This is a genomic window from Acinetobacter sp. (genome assembly GCF_041919735.1).
In the GTDB taxonomy this organism is placed as follows: domain Bacteria; phylum Pseudomonadota; class Gammaproteobacteria; order Pseudomonadales; family Moraxellaceae; genus Acinetobacter.
The window spans coordinates 22,065-39,424 of sequence record NZ_JAYRTF010000011.1; the positions used below are offsets into that span (position 1 = coordinate 22,065).

Annotated in this window: 20 protein-coding genes; 5 read left to right on the forward strand and 15 right to left on the reverse strand. The window is 45.2% G+C overall.

The window, feature by feature from the left end; all coding sequences use genetic code 11:
- Positions 1-69 precede the first annotated feature (69 nt).
- Positions 70-1,092, forward strand: coding sequence for a hypothetical protein (locus ACE3T3_RS08185; RefSeq protein ID WP_374665817.1), 1,023 nt, complete (start codon positions 70-72; stop codon positions 1,090-1,092).
- A gap of 83 nt (positions 1,093-1,175) precedes the next feature.
- Here ACE3T3_RS08185 and ACE3T3_RS08190 read toward each other — a convergent pair whose 3' ends face one another.
- From ACE3T3_RS08190 to ACE3T3_RS08200, 3 genes are all read right to left on the reverse strand, one after another.
- Positions 1,176-1,388, reverse strand: coding sequence for a hypothetical protein (locus ACE3T3_RS08190; protein ID WP_374665819.1), 213 nt, complete (start codon positions 1,386-1,388; stop codon positions 1,176-1,178).
- Between the two features lie 103 nt (positions 1,389-1,491).
- Positions 1,492-2,043, reverse strand: a complete 552-nt coding sequence (locus ACE3T3_RS08195) for an adenylate kinase (protein ID WP_374665960.1) — start codon at positions 2,041-2,043, stop codon at positions 1,492-1,494.
- 116 nt (positions 2,044-2,159) lie between these two features.
- Positions 2,160-2,540 carry a hypothetical protein gene (locus ACE3T3_RS08200; RefSeq protein ID WP_374665821.1) on the reverse strand — a complete coding sequence of 127 codons (381 nt, stop codon included), beginning with the start codon at positions 2,538-2,540 and terminating at the stop codon, positions 2,160-2,162.
- A gap of 72 nt (positions 2,541-2,612) precedes the next feature.
- On the opposite strand from ACE3T3_RS08200, the gene ACE3T3_RS08205 reads away from it, so the two are divergent.
- Positions 2,613-3,764: a hypothetical protein gene (locus tag ACE3T3_RS08205; protein WP_374665823.1), complete on the forward strand. Its 1,152-nt coding sequence runs from the start codon at positions 2,613-2,615 to the stop codon at positions 3,762-3,764.
- A gap of 70 nt (positions 3,765-3,834) precedes the next feature.
- On the opposite strand, the gene rplT is transcribed toward ACE3T3_RS08205, so the two are convergent.
- Both rplT and rpmI read right to left on the reverse strand, forming a co-directional pair.
- Entirely contained in the window at positions 3,835-4,194 is a 360-nt protein-coding gene (gene rplT, locus ACE3T3_RS08210; RefSeq protein ID WP_005182440.1) for a 50S ribosomal protein L20, read from the reverse strand.
- A 12-nt stretch (positions 4,195-4,206) separates the two neighbouring features.
- Positions 4,207-4,401 carry a 50S ribosomal protein L35 gene (gene rpmI, locus ACE3T3_RS08215; RefSeq protein ID WP_065994397.1) on the reverse strand — a complete coding sequence of 65 codons (195 nt, stop codon included), beginning with the start codon at positions 4,399-4,401 and terminating at the stop codon, positions 4,207-4,209.
- A 234-nt stretch (positions 4,402-4,635) separates the two neighbouring features.
- On the opposite strand from rpmI, the gene ACE3T3_RS08220 reads away from it, so the two are divergent.
- Positions 4,636-4,791, forward strand: a complete 156-nt coding sequence (locus ACE3T3_RS08220; protein ID WP_374665826.1) for a hypothetical protein — start codon at positions 4,636-4,638, stop codon at positions 4,789-4,791.
- A gap of 369 nt (positions 4,792-5,160) precedes the next feature.
- Positions 5,161-5,904, forward strand: a complete 744-nt coding sequence (locus tag ACE3T3_RS08225) for a TonB family protein (RefSeq protein ID WP_374665828.1) — start codon at positions 5,161-5,163, stop codon at positions 5,902-5,904.
- Between the two features lie 420 nt (positions 5,905-6,324).
- Here the strand turns inward: ACE3T3_RS08225 and ACE3T3_RS08230 are convergent, their stop codons facing one another.
- The 7 genes from ACE3T3_RS08230 to ACE3T3_RS08260 all read right to left on the reverse strand — a co-directional run bounded on the left by ACE3T3_RS08230 (position 6,325) and on the right by ACE3T3_RS08260 (position 13,412).
- Positions 6,325-6,750 carry a YqaA family protein gene (locus ACE3T3_RS08230; protein WP_374665830.1) on the reverse strand — a complete coding sequence of 142 codons (426 nt, stop codon included), beginning with the start codon at positions 6,748-6,750 and terminating at the stop codon, positions 6,325-6,327.
- Between the two features lie 4 nt (positions 6,751-6,754).
- Entirely contained in the window at positions 6,755-7,042 is a 288-nt protein-coding gene (locus tag ACE3T3_RS08235) for a hypothetical protein (protein WP_374665832.1), read from the reverse strand.
- 124 nt (positions 7,043-7,166) lie between these two features.
- On the reverse strand, positions 7,167-7,784 hold the full coding sequence (locus ACE3T3_RS08240; RefSeq protein ID WP_374665833.1) for a glutathione S-transferase N-terminal domain-containing protein: 618 nt from the start codon (positions 7,782-7,784) through the stop codon (positions 7,167-7,169).
- 307 nt (positions 7,785-8,091) lie between these two features.
- Entirely contained in the window at positions 8,092-8,643 is a 552-nt protein-coding gene (infC, locus tag ACE3T3_RS08245) for a translation initiation factor IF-3 (protein ID WP_374665962.1), read from the reverse strand.
- Positions 8,644-8,648: 5 nt separating this feature from the next.
- Positions 8,649-10,571: a threonine--tRNA ligase gene (thrS, locus tag ACE3T3_RS08250; RefSeq protein ID WP_374665835.1), complete on the reverse strand. Its 1,923-nt coding sequence runs from the start codon at positions 10,569-10,571 to the stop codon at positions 8,649-8,651.
- Between the two features lie 310 nt (positions 10,572-10,881).
- Positions 10,882-12,036, reverse strand: a complete 1,155-nt coding sequence (locus ACE3T3_RS08255; RefSeq protein ID WP_374665837.1) for an alanine racemase — start codon at positions 12,034-12,036, stop codon at positions 10,882-10,884.
- A gap of 71 nt (positions 12,037-12,107) precedes the next feature.
- Entirely contained in the window at positions 12,108-13,412 is a 1,305-nt protein-coding gene (locus tag ACE3T3_RS08260) for a D-arabinono-1,4-lactone oxidase (protein ID WP_374665839.1), read from the reverse strand.
- A 534-nt stretch (positions 13,413-13,946) separates the two neighbouring features.
- Between ACE3T3_RS08260 and ACE3T3_RS08265 the strand changes: the two genes are divergently transcribed.
- Positions 13,947-15,587, forward strand: a complete 1,641-nt coding sequence (locus tag ACE3T3_RS08265) for an acyl-CoA synthetase (RefSeq protein ID WP_374665841.1) — start codon at positions 13,947-13,949, stop codon at positions 15,585-15,587.
- Between the two features lie 103 nt (positions 15,588-15,690).
- Here the strand turns inward: ACE3T3_RS08265 and yjgA are convergent, their stop codons facing one another.
- From yjgA to rapZ, 3 genes are read right to left on the reverse strand one after another with little or no spacing between them, the layout of a single operon-like run.
- Positions 15,691-16,224, reverse strand: coding sequence for a ribosome biogenesis factor YjgA (gene yjgA / locus ACE3T3_RS08270; RefSeq protein ID WP_374665843.1), 534 nt, complete (start codon positions 16,222-16,224; stop codon positions 15,691-15,693).
- Positions 16,225-16,226: 2 nt separating this feature from the next.
- On the reverse strand, positions 16,227-16,496 hold the full coding sequence (locus ACE3T3_RS08275) for an HPr family phosphocarrier protein (RefSeq protein WP_005007517.1): 270 nt from the start codon (positions 16,494-16,496) through the stop codon (positions 16,227-16,229).
- Complete coding sequence (gene rapZ / locus ACE3T3_RS08280; RefSeq protein WP_374665845.1) at positions 16,493-17,344, reverse strand: RNase adapter RapZ; 852 nt, start codon at positions 17,342-17,344, stop codon at positions 16,493-16,495. Before rapZ ends, ACE3T3_RS08275 begins: the two co-directional genes overlap by 4 nt.
- Between the last annotated feature and the right edge of the window lie 16 nt (positions 17,345-17,360).

Consider the following 17,360-nt stretch of genomic DNA (forward strand, 5'->3'; position numbering starts at 1 on the left):
AAAAATTGCATTAGCATCAAGAATTAAAAAAAGGATAAGATAAGCGCATTATCAATGAGATCAATCAATATGGCACTCGATCAAATTTGGAAGCAGCAGCTGGCTTTAGTTACTTATGGAAATGAATTTCTCACCCAGAATTTAAGTTTTCAGCGCTGGGTGCAGCATGCCATTTTTGATCAGCACCGTTTCCTGTTTCGGGATTTAATGTCGCAGCATTTGCTGGCGCAGCATTTTCAAATCTGGCTGGAAGGCTTAAAAAAACAAGGGGTGCAGCGCATCAGCCTGCACAGTTCCGGTATTTTGAATGATGAGCAGAACCCGAATGCCAATGTCGAACTGCTGCCGATTGCGCATTTTATTGTCAGCCATGCCGGCAATAAAAAACAGGCCTGGATTTTCGGCAAAGAGCTGGCGGAATGGTACAGCGCAGATAATGATTATGAAGCGCCGGCATCACAGCAGTCAGAAGTCCGCATGGAAACCTTCTGGCGCTTTGAGCTGAATGCCAAGCTCGCCAAACGCATTGATGCTGATCTGCAGCAGCCGAACTGGGATGATATTCAGGCCTATACCGACAATGAACTGTTTGACAGCAAATTCGCCGCCGGCTTTACCGACCCGGCTCAGCTGGATCTGCCTTATTATGGTAAAGCGCTGACCGCGGATGAAACCGAGTCTGTGCCGCTGGCGCTGATGCCGACAGATTACCCGGCCGACTATGCGCATAAAACCCTGCGCCGCTTGGATGCGCTGGCTGAATTTATTCAAGACAAAATTCAGCATCCTTATCACGGCAGCGGAGAAGTCCTCAGCCCGGAAGAACAGCTGAATGTCCGCCATTTCTCGCAAAAACTGGATGATTTGAGCGCTAAATTCATTGTCAAAACAGCCAATCACTACAAAACCGCGCACTTAACAGCGAAAGAACTGGATTCACCATTTGACAGCAGCAGCGCGCCGCAGATCAAAACATCACAGTCCAAAGCCAGCGCGCATCACAGCGAGCATAAATCTGGAAAAACCGGGGTCTTTGCCTTAATTGTGGTGACTGTGCTGATCTGCCTATTTGCTTATTATTTCGGGCTGTAGCTTTTTAGTCTCTGGAAAGGCTTTAAAAAAGCACCCCATGGGTGCTTTTTTATATCTTTTAAAGGATATTTAAAAAATCTGATTTAAGCGGTAATCAAATAATTAAACGGCCTGATTTTTATTTGCACTTTATGTTCATCCGCATGCTGATTGATATAGTGATTGACCGAAACCACTTCTCCCTCCAGCTGCGCATCCGGTCCATATAAAATTTTCACGGATTCCCCTTGTCTCGGAATCATTTCCAAATTCACCGTAATACTGCCCTGTCCCAGGCCTGTAATCTCTGCCAGCATTGTTATTGTCCTTATGGATAAAGCCTTTTTTTATTAAGCAGTCTGGCAGCACGGGATTAAAGCTGATTTATGTAACAGCATCCGCCATTCTGTTCAGCAATATTTAAACTGAAGCAGCCGCGGCATCCAGCCCAGCAAGGAATGCATCAATTTCTTTTTGACTTTTTAAATGAATCCACCGGATATGCTGATATTCCGGCGCATTCATCATCTGGATGTATTGCTGCCGGTTTTTACGATGCGTGCTGATCATCCACCACACGATTGAATCTCGACCAAACATCCGCCGCAGGCTTTCCTGATTATTGGAATCGGCCCATAAATCCCGCTTATGCCGCGCCCGATGAAACGCACGCTTCACGGCGCGGTATAAATTGACCGGAAATGGCAAATCCAGCCAAATCACTGTGTCTATTTCAGCCCATTTGACCGGTATCGCCCGTGTGTAGTTGCCATCAATCACATAGCCCTGATGCGCCTTTTTCACTTCAGACTCAATTTTGGCAAAGAACACTTCGTCCGGGCACTCCTGCCAGTCATCCAGCCAAAATAAATTATCCAGCTCAATATAATGCAGGCTCAGCTTCTGCGCCAACGCCCGGGAGAACGTCGATTTGCCTGTGGCAGAGGTGCCAACAACATTAATTTTGTTCATTTCAGCCATTTGAAATACTGCCCTCAGGTCACTGGATCAAGCGCATCTATATTAAAGCGGCGTCAAGCCTCCATTCAGTAATACACGAAATCCGCGCTGCATGCCATGATTAATCTTTAATCATCTTCATAGTCCAGCTCATCTTCATCAAGGTTAATGAAATCCGGTTCAGGCGTCTGCGTAAATTGAACAGCCTGAATAAAAACTTCACGATTTAGCACGGCTTTGGCGATACGGTGCATGCCATCCATGACTCGGCCAGACGCACATAAAATAATGGGATAGCTTAAATCAGCAGCTTGCACCAGCTGCATATGTTCAATGATTTGCTGCGTTGTTGGCGCAGTATGAGGAAACCAATACGGCTCCGTTAATTCTTGAATATCAGCCAAAGAAACCCTCTGAATCGGTAAATTCCGACTTAGCTCTACTAAGTGATGGACATCCCAAATATAAGTATCGTCATCGATATGGCGAAAATGGTACTGTTTACGCATCAAGCGGTTACCTTCAAATCAAATTATCGTTATGATGCTTAACGATGAAAAATGAAAATATAATCATTCAATATGATAGATCACTACGGGCAATTTATTCTAGGATTGCAATATAACGCTCAACGCTTTTTTGACAATAAAATTTCCGATTGCGGCATTTCACATCCATGGTGCGATCAATCTTGCGCTATTTGCTTCATCCGCGACGTTCAAACCAATGCTTTGCTGCATGACTCCGTTGATCATCTTGTTGCATATTTCGCTGAACATCATACGAGACAATGCTCACTTTATCCCTTTGATCTGCTTTTTGATCATGCAGAACTTCATCCACATCATCATTTTGAATTTTTAAAAGCCAATTACCCGATTGCCGTTTTCCACAACAATTTAAATCAAGCCTTCGCGCTTGTTCAAATACAATATGAAAAGAAAATTTTAGACATCAAGCCGATTGGCGACCCTCGGGAGTTTTGGGGTGTCCATTCAACACAAGATCACCGCCAATTGGGACTGTTCACGATTATTGAACTCAATCAGCAGCAGCGGAATGAATGCTTCTGCATTGATCAAAACTCGAGCTGGAGCCGTTTAATCAACAGCATTCAGCAGGATTTATTTGAACATCCGTTTTCAGCCCGCATCAAGCCTCAATTTAAGTTCATCCAGAATCTCTATTTTGATGGCCATCATCATGGCTCGACGCCGCTTCTAGCCGAGCCGCAGCAGTCACCTCAACCGGGATTAAGCCTGATTGCAATGCTCAATACACTTGAAGCTGAAATCAAGAGCTTCAAACAAGCAAAAACTGACAATTCACCGTTCCATTTTTTGACAGCCGAAGAACAGCAGCAGCTGCTGGATTATGAGAACAAATTGTCTGAATGCCGTGTCGGTGTCATTTGCTTTACCGCCAATCATTTAAATCAAGAAAATCATCTAAGCAATGATGAGCAGGCATTATTTCTAGAACTGCAAAGAAAATACCCCAAGCCGGATTATTCCGATTCAGCTCCAGTTCTGCCTTCCTCTGCGGCAAGTACAGCAAACGATAAAAAGCCTGCACACCCTTGGGCTGCCTTATTTGCCTTAATTTTAATTTTTGCGCTTCTATCCGCTTTGCTGTATGGCTTGTATTTGCTTTTTAAGCAATTTGAATTGATAAAATTCATTGCAATCACGATTGGCATTATGGTCTTTTTAGCCATCTGGTCGAAAAAATAAACTGTCCAATACTCTGCAGCCATAAAAAAAGACCGCTCAAAGCGGTCTTTTTTTATTCATCGAAAGATGATTAAGCAGCCAATGCGCCTTTAGCTTTTTCAGCTAAAGCAGCAAATGCAACTGCATCATGCATAGCGATGTCAGCAAGTACGCGACGGTCGATGATAACTTGAGCTTTTTTCAAGCCAGCGATCATACGGCTGTACGACAAGCCATTTTGACGAGCACCAGCATTGATACGCGCAATCCATAGAGCACGGAATTGACGTTTCTTCTGACGGCGGTCACGGTAAGCATATTGACCTGCTTTGATTACCGCTTGGAACGCTACACGATAAACACGTGAACGCGCGCCATAGTAACCTTTAGCACGAGCAAGAATTTTTTTATGACGGCGATGAGCCTGTACACCACGTTTTACACGAGCCATTTATAAATCTCCTTAGATGTATGGGCACATACGACGAACTGAAGCAACATCACTTACGTGAACCATTACACAGCCGCGCAATTGACGAATACGCTTAGCAGATTTTTTGGTCAAAATGTGGCGTTTGAACGCTTGGTGACGCTTAAAACCGTTAGCAGTCGGCTTGAAACGCTTTGCCGCGCCGCGGCGAGTTTTCATCTTAGGCATAACAACCTCTTTTGAACACCTGTTCGGCTCGTTTGCACCATTGCAAAAACGACCTGCAGGTAAGGGAGCAGGTATTCTAAAGCATCTCTGATCAAAACAAAAGCATCATCGGAAATTAAAATTCAGCTGCCGGCGCTTTCATGCTGTTTTCGAGGCAGATTGCATGACGGTTTTATCAGCCATCTGCAAACAGCCTTTATCATCCCGCTTCGCTTAAAATAAATGCCTATTATCATGCTTGAGCAAGATGCCTTTGCCGCCCTGCGCTGCCGCAACCTTTTCCATGATGCATCGGCATCAGTTCTGTTTAATGCAAGCCAAGTGAATCCCGGAAATGATTGCAGCTTCTTCCTCAATCGCATCACCAAAATCCTCTGTTTCTTGGCCTGACAGGCTTAACGGAAGCCAACTCTTTTATTGCGTTGTCTGATAAAGACGCTATTTTGCAGATCGGTTCCGCAAACAGATGATTATGAAAATCTGCTGATATTTTAATCTTGCTGCCGCTGATGCTTTGACTGCTGTTTTATGGGAAAACCTGAGCGCCGTTATGTGGGCTTGATTGAGCGGCTGCATGACGATTGATGCTGCCGCGATCAGCTCGGCAAAAAACCAAGGTTTATTGGGCCTAGGCATCTCTTCTGGCGCAGAAAAATAGACGTTATTTTAGATTTAGACTTGCCAGTATTTCCAATTCAGGAAATACTGCGCTTCAATATTGGCCACTCATTCCCTTCAAGCCTTTGAAGCCCTGAAATTATGAAAAAAATTCTGTGCTTATCTCTATTGATGAGCTTCCCGCTGAGTGCGGCCCATAATGCATCTGCCAAAAAAGTTCAAACACTGCCGACGGAAACCATTGAAGTGCTGCCGGCACATTTAACCACACGCATCCAATGGTCTAAATTTCCTCAACCGCATTACAGCAATGACGATTTAAAAGGCAAGCACCGTGCTGCGATTATCCGCGTATTTGCAGATGAGGACGGCGCAGTGCAAGAAGCAACCGTAGAAGAAAGCACAGGCGTTAAAGGCCTGGATCAGATCCTGCTTCAAGCGGTAGAAAAGGCGCAAGTGAAGCCGCATGTCAATGAGCAGGGCAAAGCCTCGCCGCAAATCGGCTATCAAGCGTTTAACCTGAAGCTGACGGATAAAAACATCAAAAGCTGTGATTACACCTTCAGCTCTAAAGTCTGGCAGGCGCAGCAAAATGATAAACGCACCGCTTTTCAGTATGTGCAGCAGCCTCAGCTCGCTGTCGATAGCGAACAGTTAAAAGGCCATGACCGCTGGGTAAAATTCAGCTTTAAAGCAGACAAGCACGGCAATGTGAAAAAAGTGAAAATCAAGCAAGGTTCTGGCGTTTATGCACTGGATCAAACCGTGGTTCAAGCGCTATCTGCCAGCAAAGTTGCAGTGAAGCGCACAGCCAGCACCTTATGGATCTACAAAAAATCCAGCTTTAAAGATGAAATTCAATTTAAGCTGAATGAATGCCAATAGTCTGAATCAAAAATCTGCGGGCTTAAATTCAAATGAAGTCCGCTCTATCAGGCTCAACAATAAAAATAATAAAAATTATGCCTTCTTCAGCCGATTGCTCAGGGGATGCCAGCCGCATATCAAAACAGCGGCTCCCTTGCCGCCCCCATCTCAAGCAAACAGCTCAATACCGCAAACGCTGCAGCTGACTGTCCGCATGCATATCAATTCCAAAGGCAAAATTGAAAAAGCGTAGATCTTCACATCTTCCAGTCAGCCGGCAATTGATAAAAGCTCTTAGAAGCCGCTCAAAGAGCCCAAATCAGTCCAATACTGTTAAACAAGGCGGCAGAATCGTGGATCAGCCTTTCGTCCTGAAGCAAAAATGAGCTAAGAGTTTTTAATCAAAAAGCTGCAAGCAATCTCTGCGGCTGCACAGCGCTAAGCCACATTAATAAAAATCAAATAAATACAAAGATAACGGCCAATTTTAGCAATGCTGACCAACGTCAAAAAGCGCCAAAAATTTTCTTTCAGCAATCCTGCAATCAGCGTAATCGGATCGCCAATCATCGGCGCCCAGCTCAGCAGCAATGACCAATAGCCGTATTTTTGATACACGCCCTGCGCCTGCAGCATCTTGGCTTCAGAAACAGGAAACCATCTTTTATTTTTATAATGTTCTATTTTCAGGCCCAGCCACCAGTTCACGCATGAGCCTAATATATTGCCGATACTGGCCGCAGCAATCAGCGCCAAAGCGCTCTGCTGCCCATTCGCCAGCAGGCCCAGCAAGACCGCTTCAGACTGCAGCGGCAGCAAAGTCGCGGCGCCAAAGGCCGACAGAAACAGCAGCCACAGCGCCATCCGCTTATTTCAAACCCAGCTGCTTTTTGGTTTTGCGGTATTCCGCAGTGGACCAGAAGATCATCACCGCAATCGCCAGCACCCGTGACCAGGTATAGCGCGAAGTCACCGGCTGCAATATTTCGCGCAGTACAGCTTGATCCCGAGTCTGCGCCGCTTCCGCCAGCTTTTGAATATGCACCGCTTCAGCAATAAACAGCATCAGGCACACAGCCACACCGGCAATAATGGCAAAATACACCCGGGGATTTTTTTCAACAATACGGGTGAGATTTAAAAAGAAGTTCTTCATGCCTTTCATTCCATAAAAAAACCACCTCATAGCAGGTGGTTTTGCTTGCATTGGATTATTTTAGCATAAGGCTCAGGCAGCGCCCTATGCTTTAAAACAGCGGCCCATGGCGCAGTTTTTTCGGCTAGACTTGTATCGCCAAGGCCTTTTGCACTGCTGGGCGCGCCGTCAAGCGCTCCACATATTCTTTCACGTGCGGATAGTCTTCCAGCTGAATCTGCTGCCATTCATAGCGCAGCGCCCAAGGCAGAATCGCCATATCGGCAATGGAATATTCTCCAGCCACATATTTTTGCCCAATCAGCTGATTATTCAGGACTTTATATAAACGCTTGGTTTCATTGACATAGCGGTCGGTGGCATAAGAAATACGCTCTGGCGCAAAGCGGCTGAAATGATGGTTTTGCCCCAGCATCGGGCCAAAGCCGCCCATCTGCCACATCAGCCACTGCTCCACTTCAACGCGCTCAAATTCATCTTCTGGATAAAACAGGCCTGTTTTACGGCCTAAATACTGCAAAATTGCGCCAGACTCAAATACTGAAATCGCTTCGCCGCGCGGCCCATCCTGATCCACAATGGCTGGAATTTTATTGTTCGGCGAGATCTTTAGAAAATCCGGCTGATACTGATCATCCTCGGAAATATTGATGGGAAAAATCTGATAATCCAGTCCCATTTCTTCTAAAGCAATGGTAATTTTATGTCCGTTGGGTGTGCCCCAATAGTACAAATCAATCATGCGCAAATCCTATAGCTTTTCTCTTTTTAGTTCAGACTGTCGAGTTTTCATACATGTTTATAGCATGATTTTATAGCGGAAACATTAGCTAAAGCTGAAATTGGAATCTTAAAAAATGCATAACAGCTCAATTATTTTTTCAATTATTCTCAAATTGCGAGATTTTCCTCTTGAACCTGATTCAATTCAATCAAGCGCGGCTTAAACGGTGCATGAGCTATCCGCCGCTGCTGATTCTTAACGCGTCCGCCTTAAACAGGCAAAAAAAAGCACTGCAAATGCAGTGCTTTTTTTTTGCAATGGTTGCTTACTTTTTCTTTTTAGGACCAAGCAGCATACCCATTTGACGGCCTTCCATTTTTGGAGTTTGTTCAACAACACCGTAGTCAACCACATCAGCTTCAATTTTTTGCAATTGAGCCAAACCAAGCTGTTGGTGTGCCATTTCACGGCCGCGGAAGCGCAAAGTAATTTTTACTTTGTTGCCTTCTTCAAGGAACTTGATAATAGCGCGCAGTTTAACGTTATAGTCACCAACATCCGTACCAGGGCGCAGCTTGATTTCTTTCACCTGTACTTGATGCTGTTTTTTCTTCGCTTCTTTCTGCTTTTGCTTTAGATCAAACAAATGCTTGTTGAAGTCCATAATCTTACAAACTGGCGGCTCAGCATTGGCAACGATCTCTACAAGATCAAGCTCAACGGCTTCAGCAGCGCGAACTGCTTCAGCAAGGCTGACAATGCCTTTTTGCTCGCCATTTTCGTCTACAAGACGGACTTCTTTTGCACGAATTTCATCATTCAAGGCAGGACGGTTTGATTTGTTACCGCCCTGTTGATTACGGTCAGGCTGTTTAATCGCTGTTACTCCACAATGTACCGGCCGCGTTCGGCTACGGCTGCTTTTACCAGGTCAACGAAAGCATCAATTGACATAGTACCCAAATTTTTTCCAGAGCGGGTACGGACGTTCACAGTACCTTCCTCAACTTCACGGTCCCCAAGAACCAATAAATAAGGAATGCGCTCTAATGTGCGTTCACGAATCTTAAAGCCGATTTTCTCATTTCTCAAGTCTGAAATCGCGCGGATACCGCTTTCTTTAAGTTTAGCGACGACTGACTCACATGCTTCAGCCTGTGAATCGGTAATATTCATCACACATGCTTGGATTGGTGACAGCCAAGGCGGCATGAAACCAGCATAGTGTTCAATAAGTATACCAATAAAACGTTCAAAACTGCCAAGAATTGCGCGATGAAGCATGACAGGCTGATCGCGGTCATTGTCTTCAGTCACATAAGATGCGTCTAAACGTTCCGGCAAGTTGAAATCGCATTGAATTGTACCACATTGCCATACACGGCCTAAGCAGTCTTTCAAAGAGAATTCAATTTTCGGACCGTAGAATGCGCCTTCACCCGGCTGCAGTTCCCACTCTAAGCCGGCAGCATCTAAAGCATCTGCCAAAGATTTTTCCGCCATATCCCAAAGCTTGTCATCACCCACACGTTTTTCTGGACGTGTCGACAATTTCATTTGCACTTCTTCAAAGCCAAAATCTTTATACACATCTAAAGTCAGCTTAATAAAGTCTGCAACTTCAGTTCCGATCTGTTCTTTGGTACAGAAAATGTGCGCATCATCTTGAGTAAAGCCGCGTACACGCATAATGCCGTGCAATGAACCTGATGGCTCGTTACGGTGGCATGAACCAAACTCTGCCAAACGGATCGGCAGGTCACGGTAAGATTTCAAACCTTGGTTGAAGACTTGCACGTGACATGGGCAGTTCATTGGCTTCACCGCATAGTTGCGGTTTTCTGAATGCGTGGTAAACATGTTTTCAGCATAGTTTGCTGCATGGCCTGATTTTTCCCAAAGCGTGAAATCCACCACTTGCGGTGTGCGGATTTCTTCATAACCATTGGCTTGTTGCACTTTACGCATGTACTGTTCAAGCACTTGGTAAATGGTCCAGCCATTTGGATGCCAGAACACCATACCCGGCGCTTCTTCTTGCATATGGAACAAGTCTAAGGCTTTACCGATTTTACGGTGATCGCGTTTTTCTGCTTCTTCAATACGCTTGATATACGCAGCCAGCTGTTTTTTGTCTGCCCAAGCTGTACCGTAGATACGCTGCAGCTGTTCGTTTTTCGCATCGCCGCGCCAGTAAGCGCCGGAAATTTTAGTCAGCTTGAACGATTTTAAGAATTTAGTATTTGGAACGTGCGGACCGCGGCACATATCCAAATAGTCTTGATGGTAGTACAGGCCCATTTCAGTTTCGTCAGGCATGTCTTCGATCAGACGCAGTTTATATTCTTCGCCGCGCGCAGTGAACTCTTTGATCACTTCGTCACGTGGGGTCATTTTTTTGATGACATCATAATCTTGGTCGATGAGCTTTTTCATGCGCTCTTCGATCGCTGCCATGTCGTCTAAAGTGAATGGACGCGGCATCCAGATGTCATAGTAGAAACCTTCTTCAATGACTGGACCAATTACCATTTTTGCTTCTGGGAACAATTGCTTAACGGCATGACCCACTAAGTGTGCGCAAGAGTGACGAATGATGTGAATACCATCTTCATCTTTCGGCGTGATAATTTGCAGGCTGGCATCTGCTGTAATTAAATCAGACGCATCAACTAAACGATCGTTTACACGACCTGCAACTGTATTTTTTGCAAGACCAGGACCGATGCTTTGAGCAACTTCCATCACAGATACGGCATGATCAAATTGTTTTTGATCGCCATTTGGCAAAGTGATAATTGGCATAAAAAATCCTTAAGGAGTGATGCCCCGTACAATAGAGCATATCACCGCGAGATTATGATCGAGGGAAACCCTCAAAAGATAAAAACGGTGGATAAATAAAATTCGACCTAAATTTTACACGTCTTGACCCGTTTAATAAACCGTTAATGCGGCTTAATCCACACATATACCCAATACTGGGGAGATCTGCGTGAAAAAATGAGTCGTTTGCAGCGCTGCGCTCCTGCCAATTTTTAAATCAAATCTATTAACCTCAAAGATTTTTTAACAAACTTAAATGAGTGCAATTCAAAGCAATGCATTCAATAGGCTATTCACGAAAATTCTCCCAGGCCAATAAACAGCCATTTTCATAGGCATACAGTGCAGCAAATTGCGGAATGATGCTTTCGCTTTGCGTGGGTCTTAAAAACACATAATCATCGACATGAACTTCAGCTGCTTTCGGAATCTGCACCAACTCTTGGTTGCTACTGCGCCCATACAGCAGATGCGGCTTGCTCCCCTTGGGATAAACATAATTTGCGCGCCAATATCCGCCATAAATAAATGCAGCCTGATTTCCTTTAGCGCATCGATCCAGCCATTCCAATTGCGGCAAGCTGGCATGTGGCAGCAATTTTAATATCGGTGCGGCAATCCATAAAGCAGATTGAAAGGATTCTAAACTGGCTAAATCAAAATCTTGCGGCTTGAGCAGCATCGAGCCAAAGGAAACTTCATTGCAGACACTGTGCTGACAATGAAACCGAAAACTTGGACTGCCGCCGCCATTCCAGCATAAATTATCATGGTACAAATCTGGAAAATCGCTGCGGATAAATTCCTTGAATTGTTGATAACTTTGCTGTGATTGTTGATAAGTTTTATCTGCCGTTTGAATGATCGCGGGGATTTTCGAAACATGAGCATCGTAGCCCATTAAACCGGAAAATTTTAACTGCGCAGGATGCTGCCGAATCAGGGTTAATAGCTCAGCCAGTTCTTCTGTGGTTTTCACCCCGCCGCGATGCAAACCGACATCAATTTCAATATTGATGTTCAAGCACAATTCATACTGCACAGCCAAATCCAAATACTGCTGCAACCGCGCTACGCTATCAATCAGCCATTGCACTTGTGATTGGGTGCGTTTTAATTCTAATACTTCTAGATTTTTCAGCGCCTGAATCGGCATCGGCTTGCCGAACAAAATATCTGCCTCAGGGAAAACGCTGAATAATGTATTTAAGTGCGGCAAATGAAACAGCATAAAACGCTGCGTATCTAACTGCATACTGCAATACTTTAACAATGCCAAACACGCCAATGATTTCACCACCAAACGTGCGTGCAATTCTTGAGGCAGCTGTTGCTGCGCAAGCTGTAAATTTTGATTGAGCGCCTGAATATCCACAATCAACTGCGGCATTCCTGTACCCGCTTGCTGAAGCAACTGATTCAATTGCTGAAAATATGCATCCATATCTACGTCCCGATGTACTGTTCCAATCCTTTTTCTAGCTTAAAAATTCCAAGCCTATAAAAATACGATGCCTATAAAAACAGCTGCTGCAGATAAAGATTAAGCCATTTTTGCTGTGGATCGAGCTTCTGTCGAATCCGCATAAAATCATCCCATTTTGGATACAGCTCACGCAGCTGTGCCGCCTTCAAACTATGCAATTTACCCCAATGCGGACGACCGCCATATTTGAGCAATATGGGTTCGACCAAATCAAATACAGCGTGATAGTCCTGCTTATAAAATTGATGAATCGACAAAGAAACCGAGTCTTGCTGGTAAAAAGGACTGAGCCAAATGTCATCGCCTTTGACCAGCCGATATTCAACGGGAAAGAACATCGGAACTTTGTGCTGTCGCAAAGTATGTAAAACTTCCTCAAAACACGCCATCCCCTGCTGCACAGGGATTTGATATTCCATTTCATTAAATTTGGTATTGCGTGCAGAGGGAAAAATGCGGCTCGACCAATCTACTACGGTCACCGGTTTAACGAAGACACCAAGCAACTTCTGTAGCCACGGATTGAACCTTGGACACAATCGGGTCAACTCGGCACAAAAGCTGAGGATCAGGTCTTCATCCAGCCAGTCTTTTGGACGGCTAATACTGGCTTCATCAGTTTCATCCAAGGTTTTTAAAATTACCTGATTGGCATGGCTAAAAGCCCAAAACTCAATATGGCGATGCTGATGCTGCCACTGCTGCATATTTTGCATCACATCACTGAGTGCACATAAACGAGTATGCTCTTTGAGTTTATACATGGGGCGGTTTTGCAGCTGGATCTGCGTTAAAACTCCCAAACTACCAAGCGCGACACGCCCTGCCTGAAATATCTCCGAATTTTGCTGCGCATCACATTGAATCAGCTCACCATGCGCTGTCAGCAATTCAAAGCCTTCTACCAAGGCAGATAGGCATGGCAGTCCCAAACCGGTGCCATGCGTTCCCGTTGCAATTGCGCCTGCGAGACTCTGCCGATCAATATCTCCTTGATTGATCAACGCCTGATTAGACGCAGCAAGCTGTTTTCCCAAATCAAATAAGCGCGTTCCACCTTGCACCGTACTCTGGCAACCATCGGCATCAATCTCCGTCACACCAGTGAAATGATCCAAATTGAGGAGCAAATCATCGGTTTTGGCCAAGGCGCTAAAGGAATGACCTGCCCCGACCACCCGAAGTTTGCCATGTGATTGAATTACGTGAATTAACTGATCTAAATTTTTTGGTTGCTCAAATTGTGGAACCGACTGCTGTGAACCTGACCAGTTTTTCCATGGCCTGATTTGCGGATTGATTGCCTGTTGATTCGTGATCTGTTGATTTGCCATGCTGATCCTTGTAAACATTTTTTGTTGTATTCATGCTTGGTCATATTATTTTTAATGCGTACTGCAGCCTAAATTCAGGCGCTATGTCAGTGCCGTTTTACTGCATTGCTTCTAGAGTATCGCAATCGCTCAATCTTCTCAAATCGGCTAAATACCCTTTAAAAGCGCTAAATACACAATTATTTGTAAGTAAAATTGAGTTCTTAATTCAAGTTGCTTTGCATGATTTCATGTGCAGATCAGTCGCTCTACTCACTTTTACCTCAATGATTCAGCATACACATTCAGTATCGAAAACGGATAAACAGCACTCGAAAACCGCCTGATTTTCAGCTAATTTATTTAAGTGAATAAAGCAATTTTTAGAACCACCGCGTTCATTTCCACCCACTCAGTTATTTTTATTAGATGAATTATCAATTGCTTATGTTTTTAGTGCAAATACTCGACTAAAGCATAAATGCAGAATATAGCCCTACTGAATTATTGTTAAGTCAGATTGAAAACAAATATACATGGACTTGGAGTATCACAATGGTTAGCGCATACGATGAATTGCCACGGACCCCGGCGAATTTTGTTGCACTTTCACCTCTACGTTATTTAGAGCGTGCAGCTTATATTTATCCAAATCAGGATGCCATTATCCATGGTGATCGTCATATTTCATGGCGCCAAACCTATAACCGCTGCCGCCAATTTGCGCATCAATTGCAGCAATTGGGCATTGGTAAAAATGATACGGTTTCGGTCCTTTTACCGAACGTGCCAGCCATGGTTGAAGCGCACTTTGCGGCACCCATGGCAGGTGCCGTGCTCAACACCTTAAATACGCGTCTGGATGCAAAAACCATTGCTTTCATGCTTGAGCATGCAGAAACCAAAGTCCTGTTAGTTGACCCAGAATTTACCCAAGTCGCAACCGAAGCGCTGGCTCTAATCGATCAAGAGATTTATGTGATTGATGTGGCGGATGCTGAATTTGAAGGTACAGCCAGCCCAATTGGCCAAATTGAATTTGAAGACTGGATTGCACAAGGCGATGCCGACTTTGAATGGCACTTGCCATCAGACGAATGGGATGCAATCAGCTTAAGCTATACCTCAGGAACAACAGGCAACCCGAAAGGCGTGGTCTATCATCACCGTGGTGCTTATATCAATGCAGCCAGCAACATCATTGCCTGTGGTATGACGCCACGTGCAACGTATCTTTGGACACTACCTCTGTTCCACTGCAACGGCTGGTGCTTTGCATGGACTATGGCGGCCAATGGCGGCACCAACGTCTGCCTGCGCAAGATTGATCCTGAACTGATTTTTAAATTGATTGCAGAACACAAAGTTGATTACTTCTGCGGCGCGCCAATCGTGTTGTCGATGCTGATCAATACACCAGAAGAGAAAAAAACGCCATTTGATCACCGCGTTGAAGTGATGGTGGCTGGTGCTGCGCCGCCTGCGGCGATTATTGAAGGGATGCGTAATATTGGTATTAATGTCACGCATGTCTATGGTTTGACCGAAACCTATGGCCCTTCTGCACTGTGTGCCTCACAAGCAGGTTGGTCAGACCTTTCCATTCAAGAACAAGCACAATTGCACTCGCGCCAAGGCGTGCCTTATCCGCTGCAGGACGGCATGAAAGTGATTGACCCTGAAACCATGCAGCCTGTTCCGCATGACGGCCAGACCATGGGCGAAATCATGTTCCGCGGCAACATCGTAATGAAAGGCTATCTGAAAAACCCTGAAGCGACCGCTGAAGCTTTTGCCGGCGGCTGGTTCCATACCGGCGACTTGGCGGTGTGCCAGCCTGACGGCTATGCCAAGATTACTGACCGCTCTAAAGATGTGATCATTTCCGGCGGTGAAAATATTTCCTCACTGGAAGTCGAAGAAGTGCTGTATCAGCATCCGGCAGTGCTCACAGCAGCGGTGGTGGCCAAGCCGGATCCGCGCTGGCAGGAAGTGCCTTGCGCCTTTATCGAGCTTAAAACCGGCAAGACAGCAACGCCTGAAGAGCTGATGGAATACTGCAAGCAGCATCTTGCGCGTTTTAAAGTACCCAAAGATGTGGTGATTACTGAGATTCCGAAAACATCAACCGGCAAACTTCAGAAGTTCGTACTGCGTGAATGGGCCAAAGAACGCGCCAGCGGTGAATTCAGTTAATTCAGATGAATTTCCAGCAATAAAAAACGGCTCTATGAGCCGTTTTTTATTGCTTGTCTGCGCATGATGCATGCTCGATCAGCATAGCATCAGCAGCCTGAAATCAATTGTCCGAAATCAGCGCAACCTGCTGCACATAGTTGAACATCTTCAGCTTAGAAGCTTTGATCTCTTCTTCTGACGCTTCATTTTTCATGTCGCGCAGAACACGGAGCAAATGCTGGCGCAGCGTATGGCGCTCTGTCGCATTATAGACTTTGCTGAATTCATTGATTGCAGGATCGCCATCTTTGATAATGCGCTCCACCCAGCGCTGCAGCTGCGCAGTTTTTTTCACGCCTTGTTTGGGTGTTAAATAAGACAAAATCACCGTTTCATCTTCATTGCGCAGCAATTTGCCGACACGCTGAAATTGGCGGCGGCGCGCTTCATGAGAAGTAATGGCTTGCGCATCTAAAATTGCTTCAATCAGACGCTCTTCAACAGGAAGATTTTTGATTTGCTTCGGGCTCAGCTCTGCCAGCTGCTCCCCTAAAGCCGCCATGCGCTGCACAGCCTTCTTCTGTTCAGTTTTACTCGCACGCCCTTCTAGAGAATCAAAGTCATCTTCAGTATAGCGGTTTGGTCGACGTGCCACGTTTAATCTGCCTCGTAAAATTTTGCTGCGAACAGTGCCTGAACTTCAGATAAAGCTTTTTCTTCATCTGCACCGTCAATCACTATTCTTAAAGTTGTACCCTTGCCCGCACCCAGCATGAGCAGGGACATAATATTTTTCGCATCAACCAATTTATCACCCTTGCCGATCTGAATCGATGAGCTGAATTTTGTGGTGACTTCAATCAGTTTGCCAGACGCACGCGCATGTAAACCTAGTTTATTAATTACGTCAACAGTTGTGTCTATCATGACCAGTGCTTCATTTCTCTATGTAAGACCTGAATAGACCATTTTGCCTCAAGGGCTTTTTTTAGTCTATCCACAATATAAACAGAACGATGCTGCCCGCCGGTACAGCCAATCGAGACTGTCATATAGTGGCGGTGCCCCTCTGAAAAGGCCGGCAGCCATTTGTCCAAAAAGTGATAAATATCCTTAAACATTTCTTCTGTCTGCGGACTTTGTTCTAAAAAATTCTGTACCGGCTTATCCAAGCCCGAATATTTTCTTAACTCTAAATCCCAATGCGGATTCGGCAAATGCCGCACATCAAATACATAATCGGCATCCAGCGGAATGCCATGCTTAAAGCCAAAAGACTGCAAAATCAAGATCAGCTGATCCGCCTGCCCCAGCTTGCTCAGCAAAATATGCTTTAAATCGTGCACGCTTTTATCAGTAGTATCAATATGCACAGTTGAGCGCAATTGAATCGGCAGCAGCAGCGACTTTTCTTCCTGAATGCACTCATTCAGGCTTTTAAAGCGGCTGGATAATGGATGCGGGCGGCGTGACGCGCTGAAGCGTGAAATCAGCTCCTGATCGCGTGTGGTCAGATAGATGATATCCACCGTGCCATGGCGCTGCAGCTGCTGAAAAACCAAGTCAAACTCTTGCAGGTCGGCCCGCGTGCTGCGGACATCCACGCCCAGCGCCAGCTGTTCAAGATTATTTTCTTTGTCCAGCTTTTCGACGATTTCAGGCAGCAAGGCCAAAGGCAAATTATCTATACAGTAATAGCCAAGATCTTCAAGCACCTGCAGCGCAGAACTTTTTCCAGAACCAGATTGACCTGTAACAATTAAAATGCGCTTCATTGCATGGCTGCCTTTT

What these genes read in the sequence shown, in the direction of transcription:
- ACE3T3_RS08185 (WP_374665817.1), top strand. Translation starts at nt 70, where the DNA reads ATGGCACTCGATCAAATTTGGAAGCAGCAGCTGGCTTTAGTTACTTAT.
- ACE3T3_RS08190 (WP_374665819.1), bottom strand. Translation starts at nt 1,388, where the DNA reads ATGCTGGCAGAGATTACAGGCCTGGGACAGGGCAGTATTACGGTGAAT.
- ACE3T3_RS08195 (WP_374665960.1), bottom strand. Translation starts at nt 2,043, where the DNA reads ATGAACAAAATTAATGTTGTTGGCACCTCTGCCACAGGCAAATCGACG.
- ACE3T3_RS08200 (WP_374665821.1), bottom strand. Translation starts at nt 2,540, where the DNA reads ATGCGTAAACAGTACCATTTTCGCCATATCGATGACGATACTTATATT.
- ACE3T3_RS08205 (WP_374665823.1), top strand. Translation starts at nt 2,613, where the DNA reads ATGATAGATCACTACGGGCAATTTATTCTAGGATTGCAATATAACGCT.
- rplT (WP_005182440.1), bottom strand. Translation starts at nt 4,194, where the DNA reads ATGGCTCGTGTAAAACGTGGTGTACAGGCTCATCGCCGTCATAAAAAA.
- rpmI (WP_065994397.1), bottom strand. Translation starts at nt 4,401, where the DNA reads ATGCCTAAGATGAAAACTCGCCGCGGCGCGGCAAAGCGTTTCAAGCCG.
- ACE3T3_RS08220 (WP_374665826.1), top strand. Translation starts at nt 4,636, where the DNA reads ATGCTTGAGCAAGATGCCTTTGCCGCCCTGCGCTGCCGCAACCTTTTC.
- ACE3T3_RS08225 (WP_374665828.1), top strand. Translation starts at nt 5,161, where the DNA reads ATGAAAAAAATTCTGTGCTTATCTCTATTGATGAGCTTCCCGCTGAGT.
- ACE3T3_RS08230 (WP_374665830.1), bottom strand. Translation starts at nt 6,750, where the DNA reads ATGGCGCTGTGGCTGCTGTTTCTGTCGGCCTTTGGCGCCGCGACTTTG.
- ACE3T3_RS08235 (WP_374665832.1), bottom strand. Translation starts at nt 7,042, where the DNA reads ATGAAGAACTTCTTTTTAAATCTCACCCGTATTGTTGAAAAAAATCCC.
- ACE3T3_RS08240 (WP_374665833.1), bottom strand. Translation starts at nt 7,784, where the DNA reads ATGATTGATTTGTACTATTGGGGCACACCCAACGGACATAAAATTACC.
- thrS (WP_374665835.1), bottom strand. Translation starts at nt 10,571, where the DNA reads ATGCCAATTATCACTTTGCCAAATGGCGATCAAAAACAATTTGATCAT.
- ACE3T3_RS08255 (WP_374665837.1), bottom strand. Translation starts at nt 12,036, where the DNA reads ATGGATGCATATTTTCAGCAATTGAATCAGTTGCTTCAGCAAGCGGGT.
- ACE3T3_RS08260 (WP_374665839.1), bottom strand. Translation starts at nt 13,412, where the DNA reads ATGGCAAATCAACAGATCACGAATCAACAGGCAATCAATCCGCAAATC.
- ACE3T3_RS08265 (WP_374665841.1), top strand. Translation starts at nt 13,947, where the DNA reads ATGGTTAGCGCATACGATGAATTGCCACGGACCCCGGCGAATTTTGTT.
- ACE3T3_RS08275 (WP_005007517.1), bottom strand. Translation starts at nt 16,496, where the DNA reads ATGATAGACACAACTGTTGACGTAATTAATAAACTAGGTTTACATGCG.
- rapZ (WP_374665845.1), bottom strand. Translation starts at nt 17,344, where the DNA reads ATGAAGCGCATTTTAATTGTTACAGGTCAATCTGGTTCTGGAAAAAGT.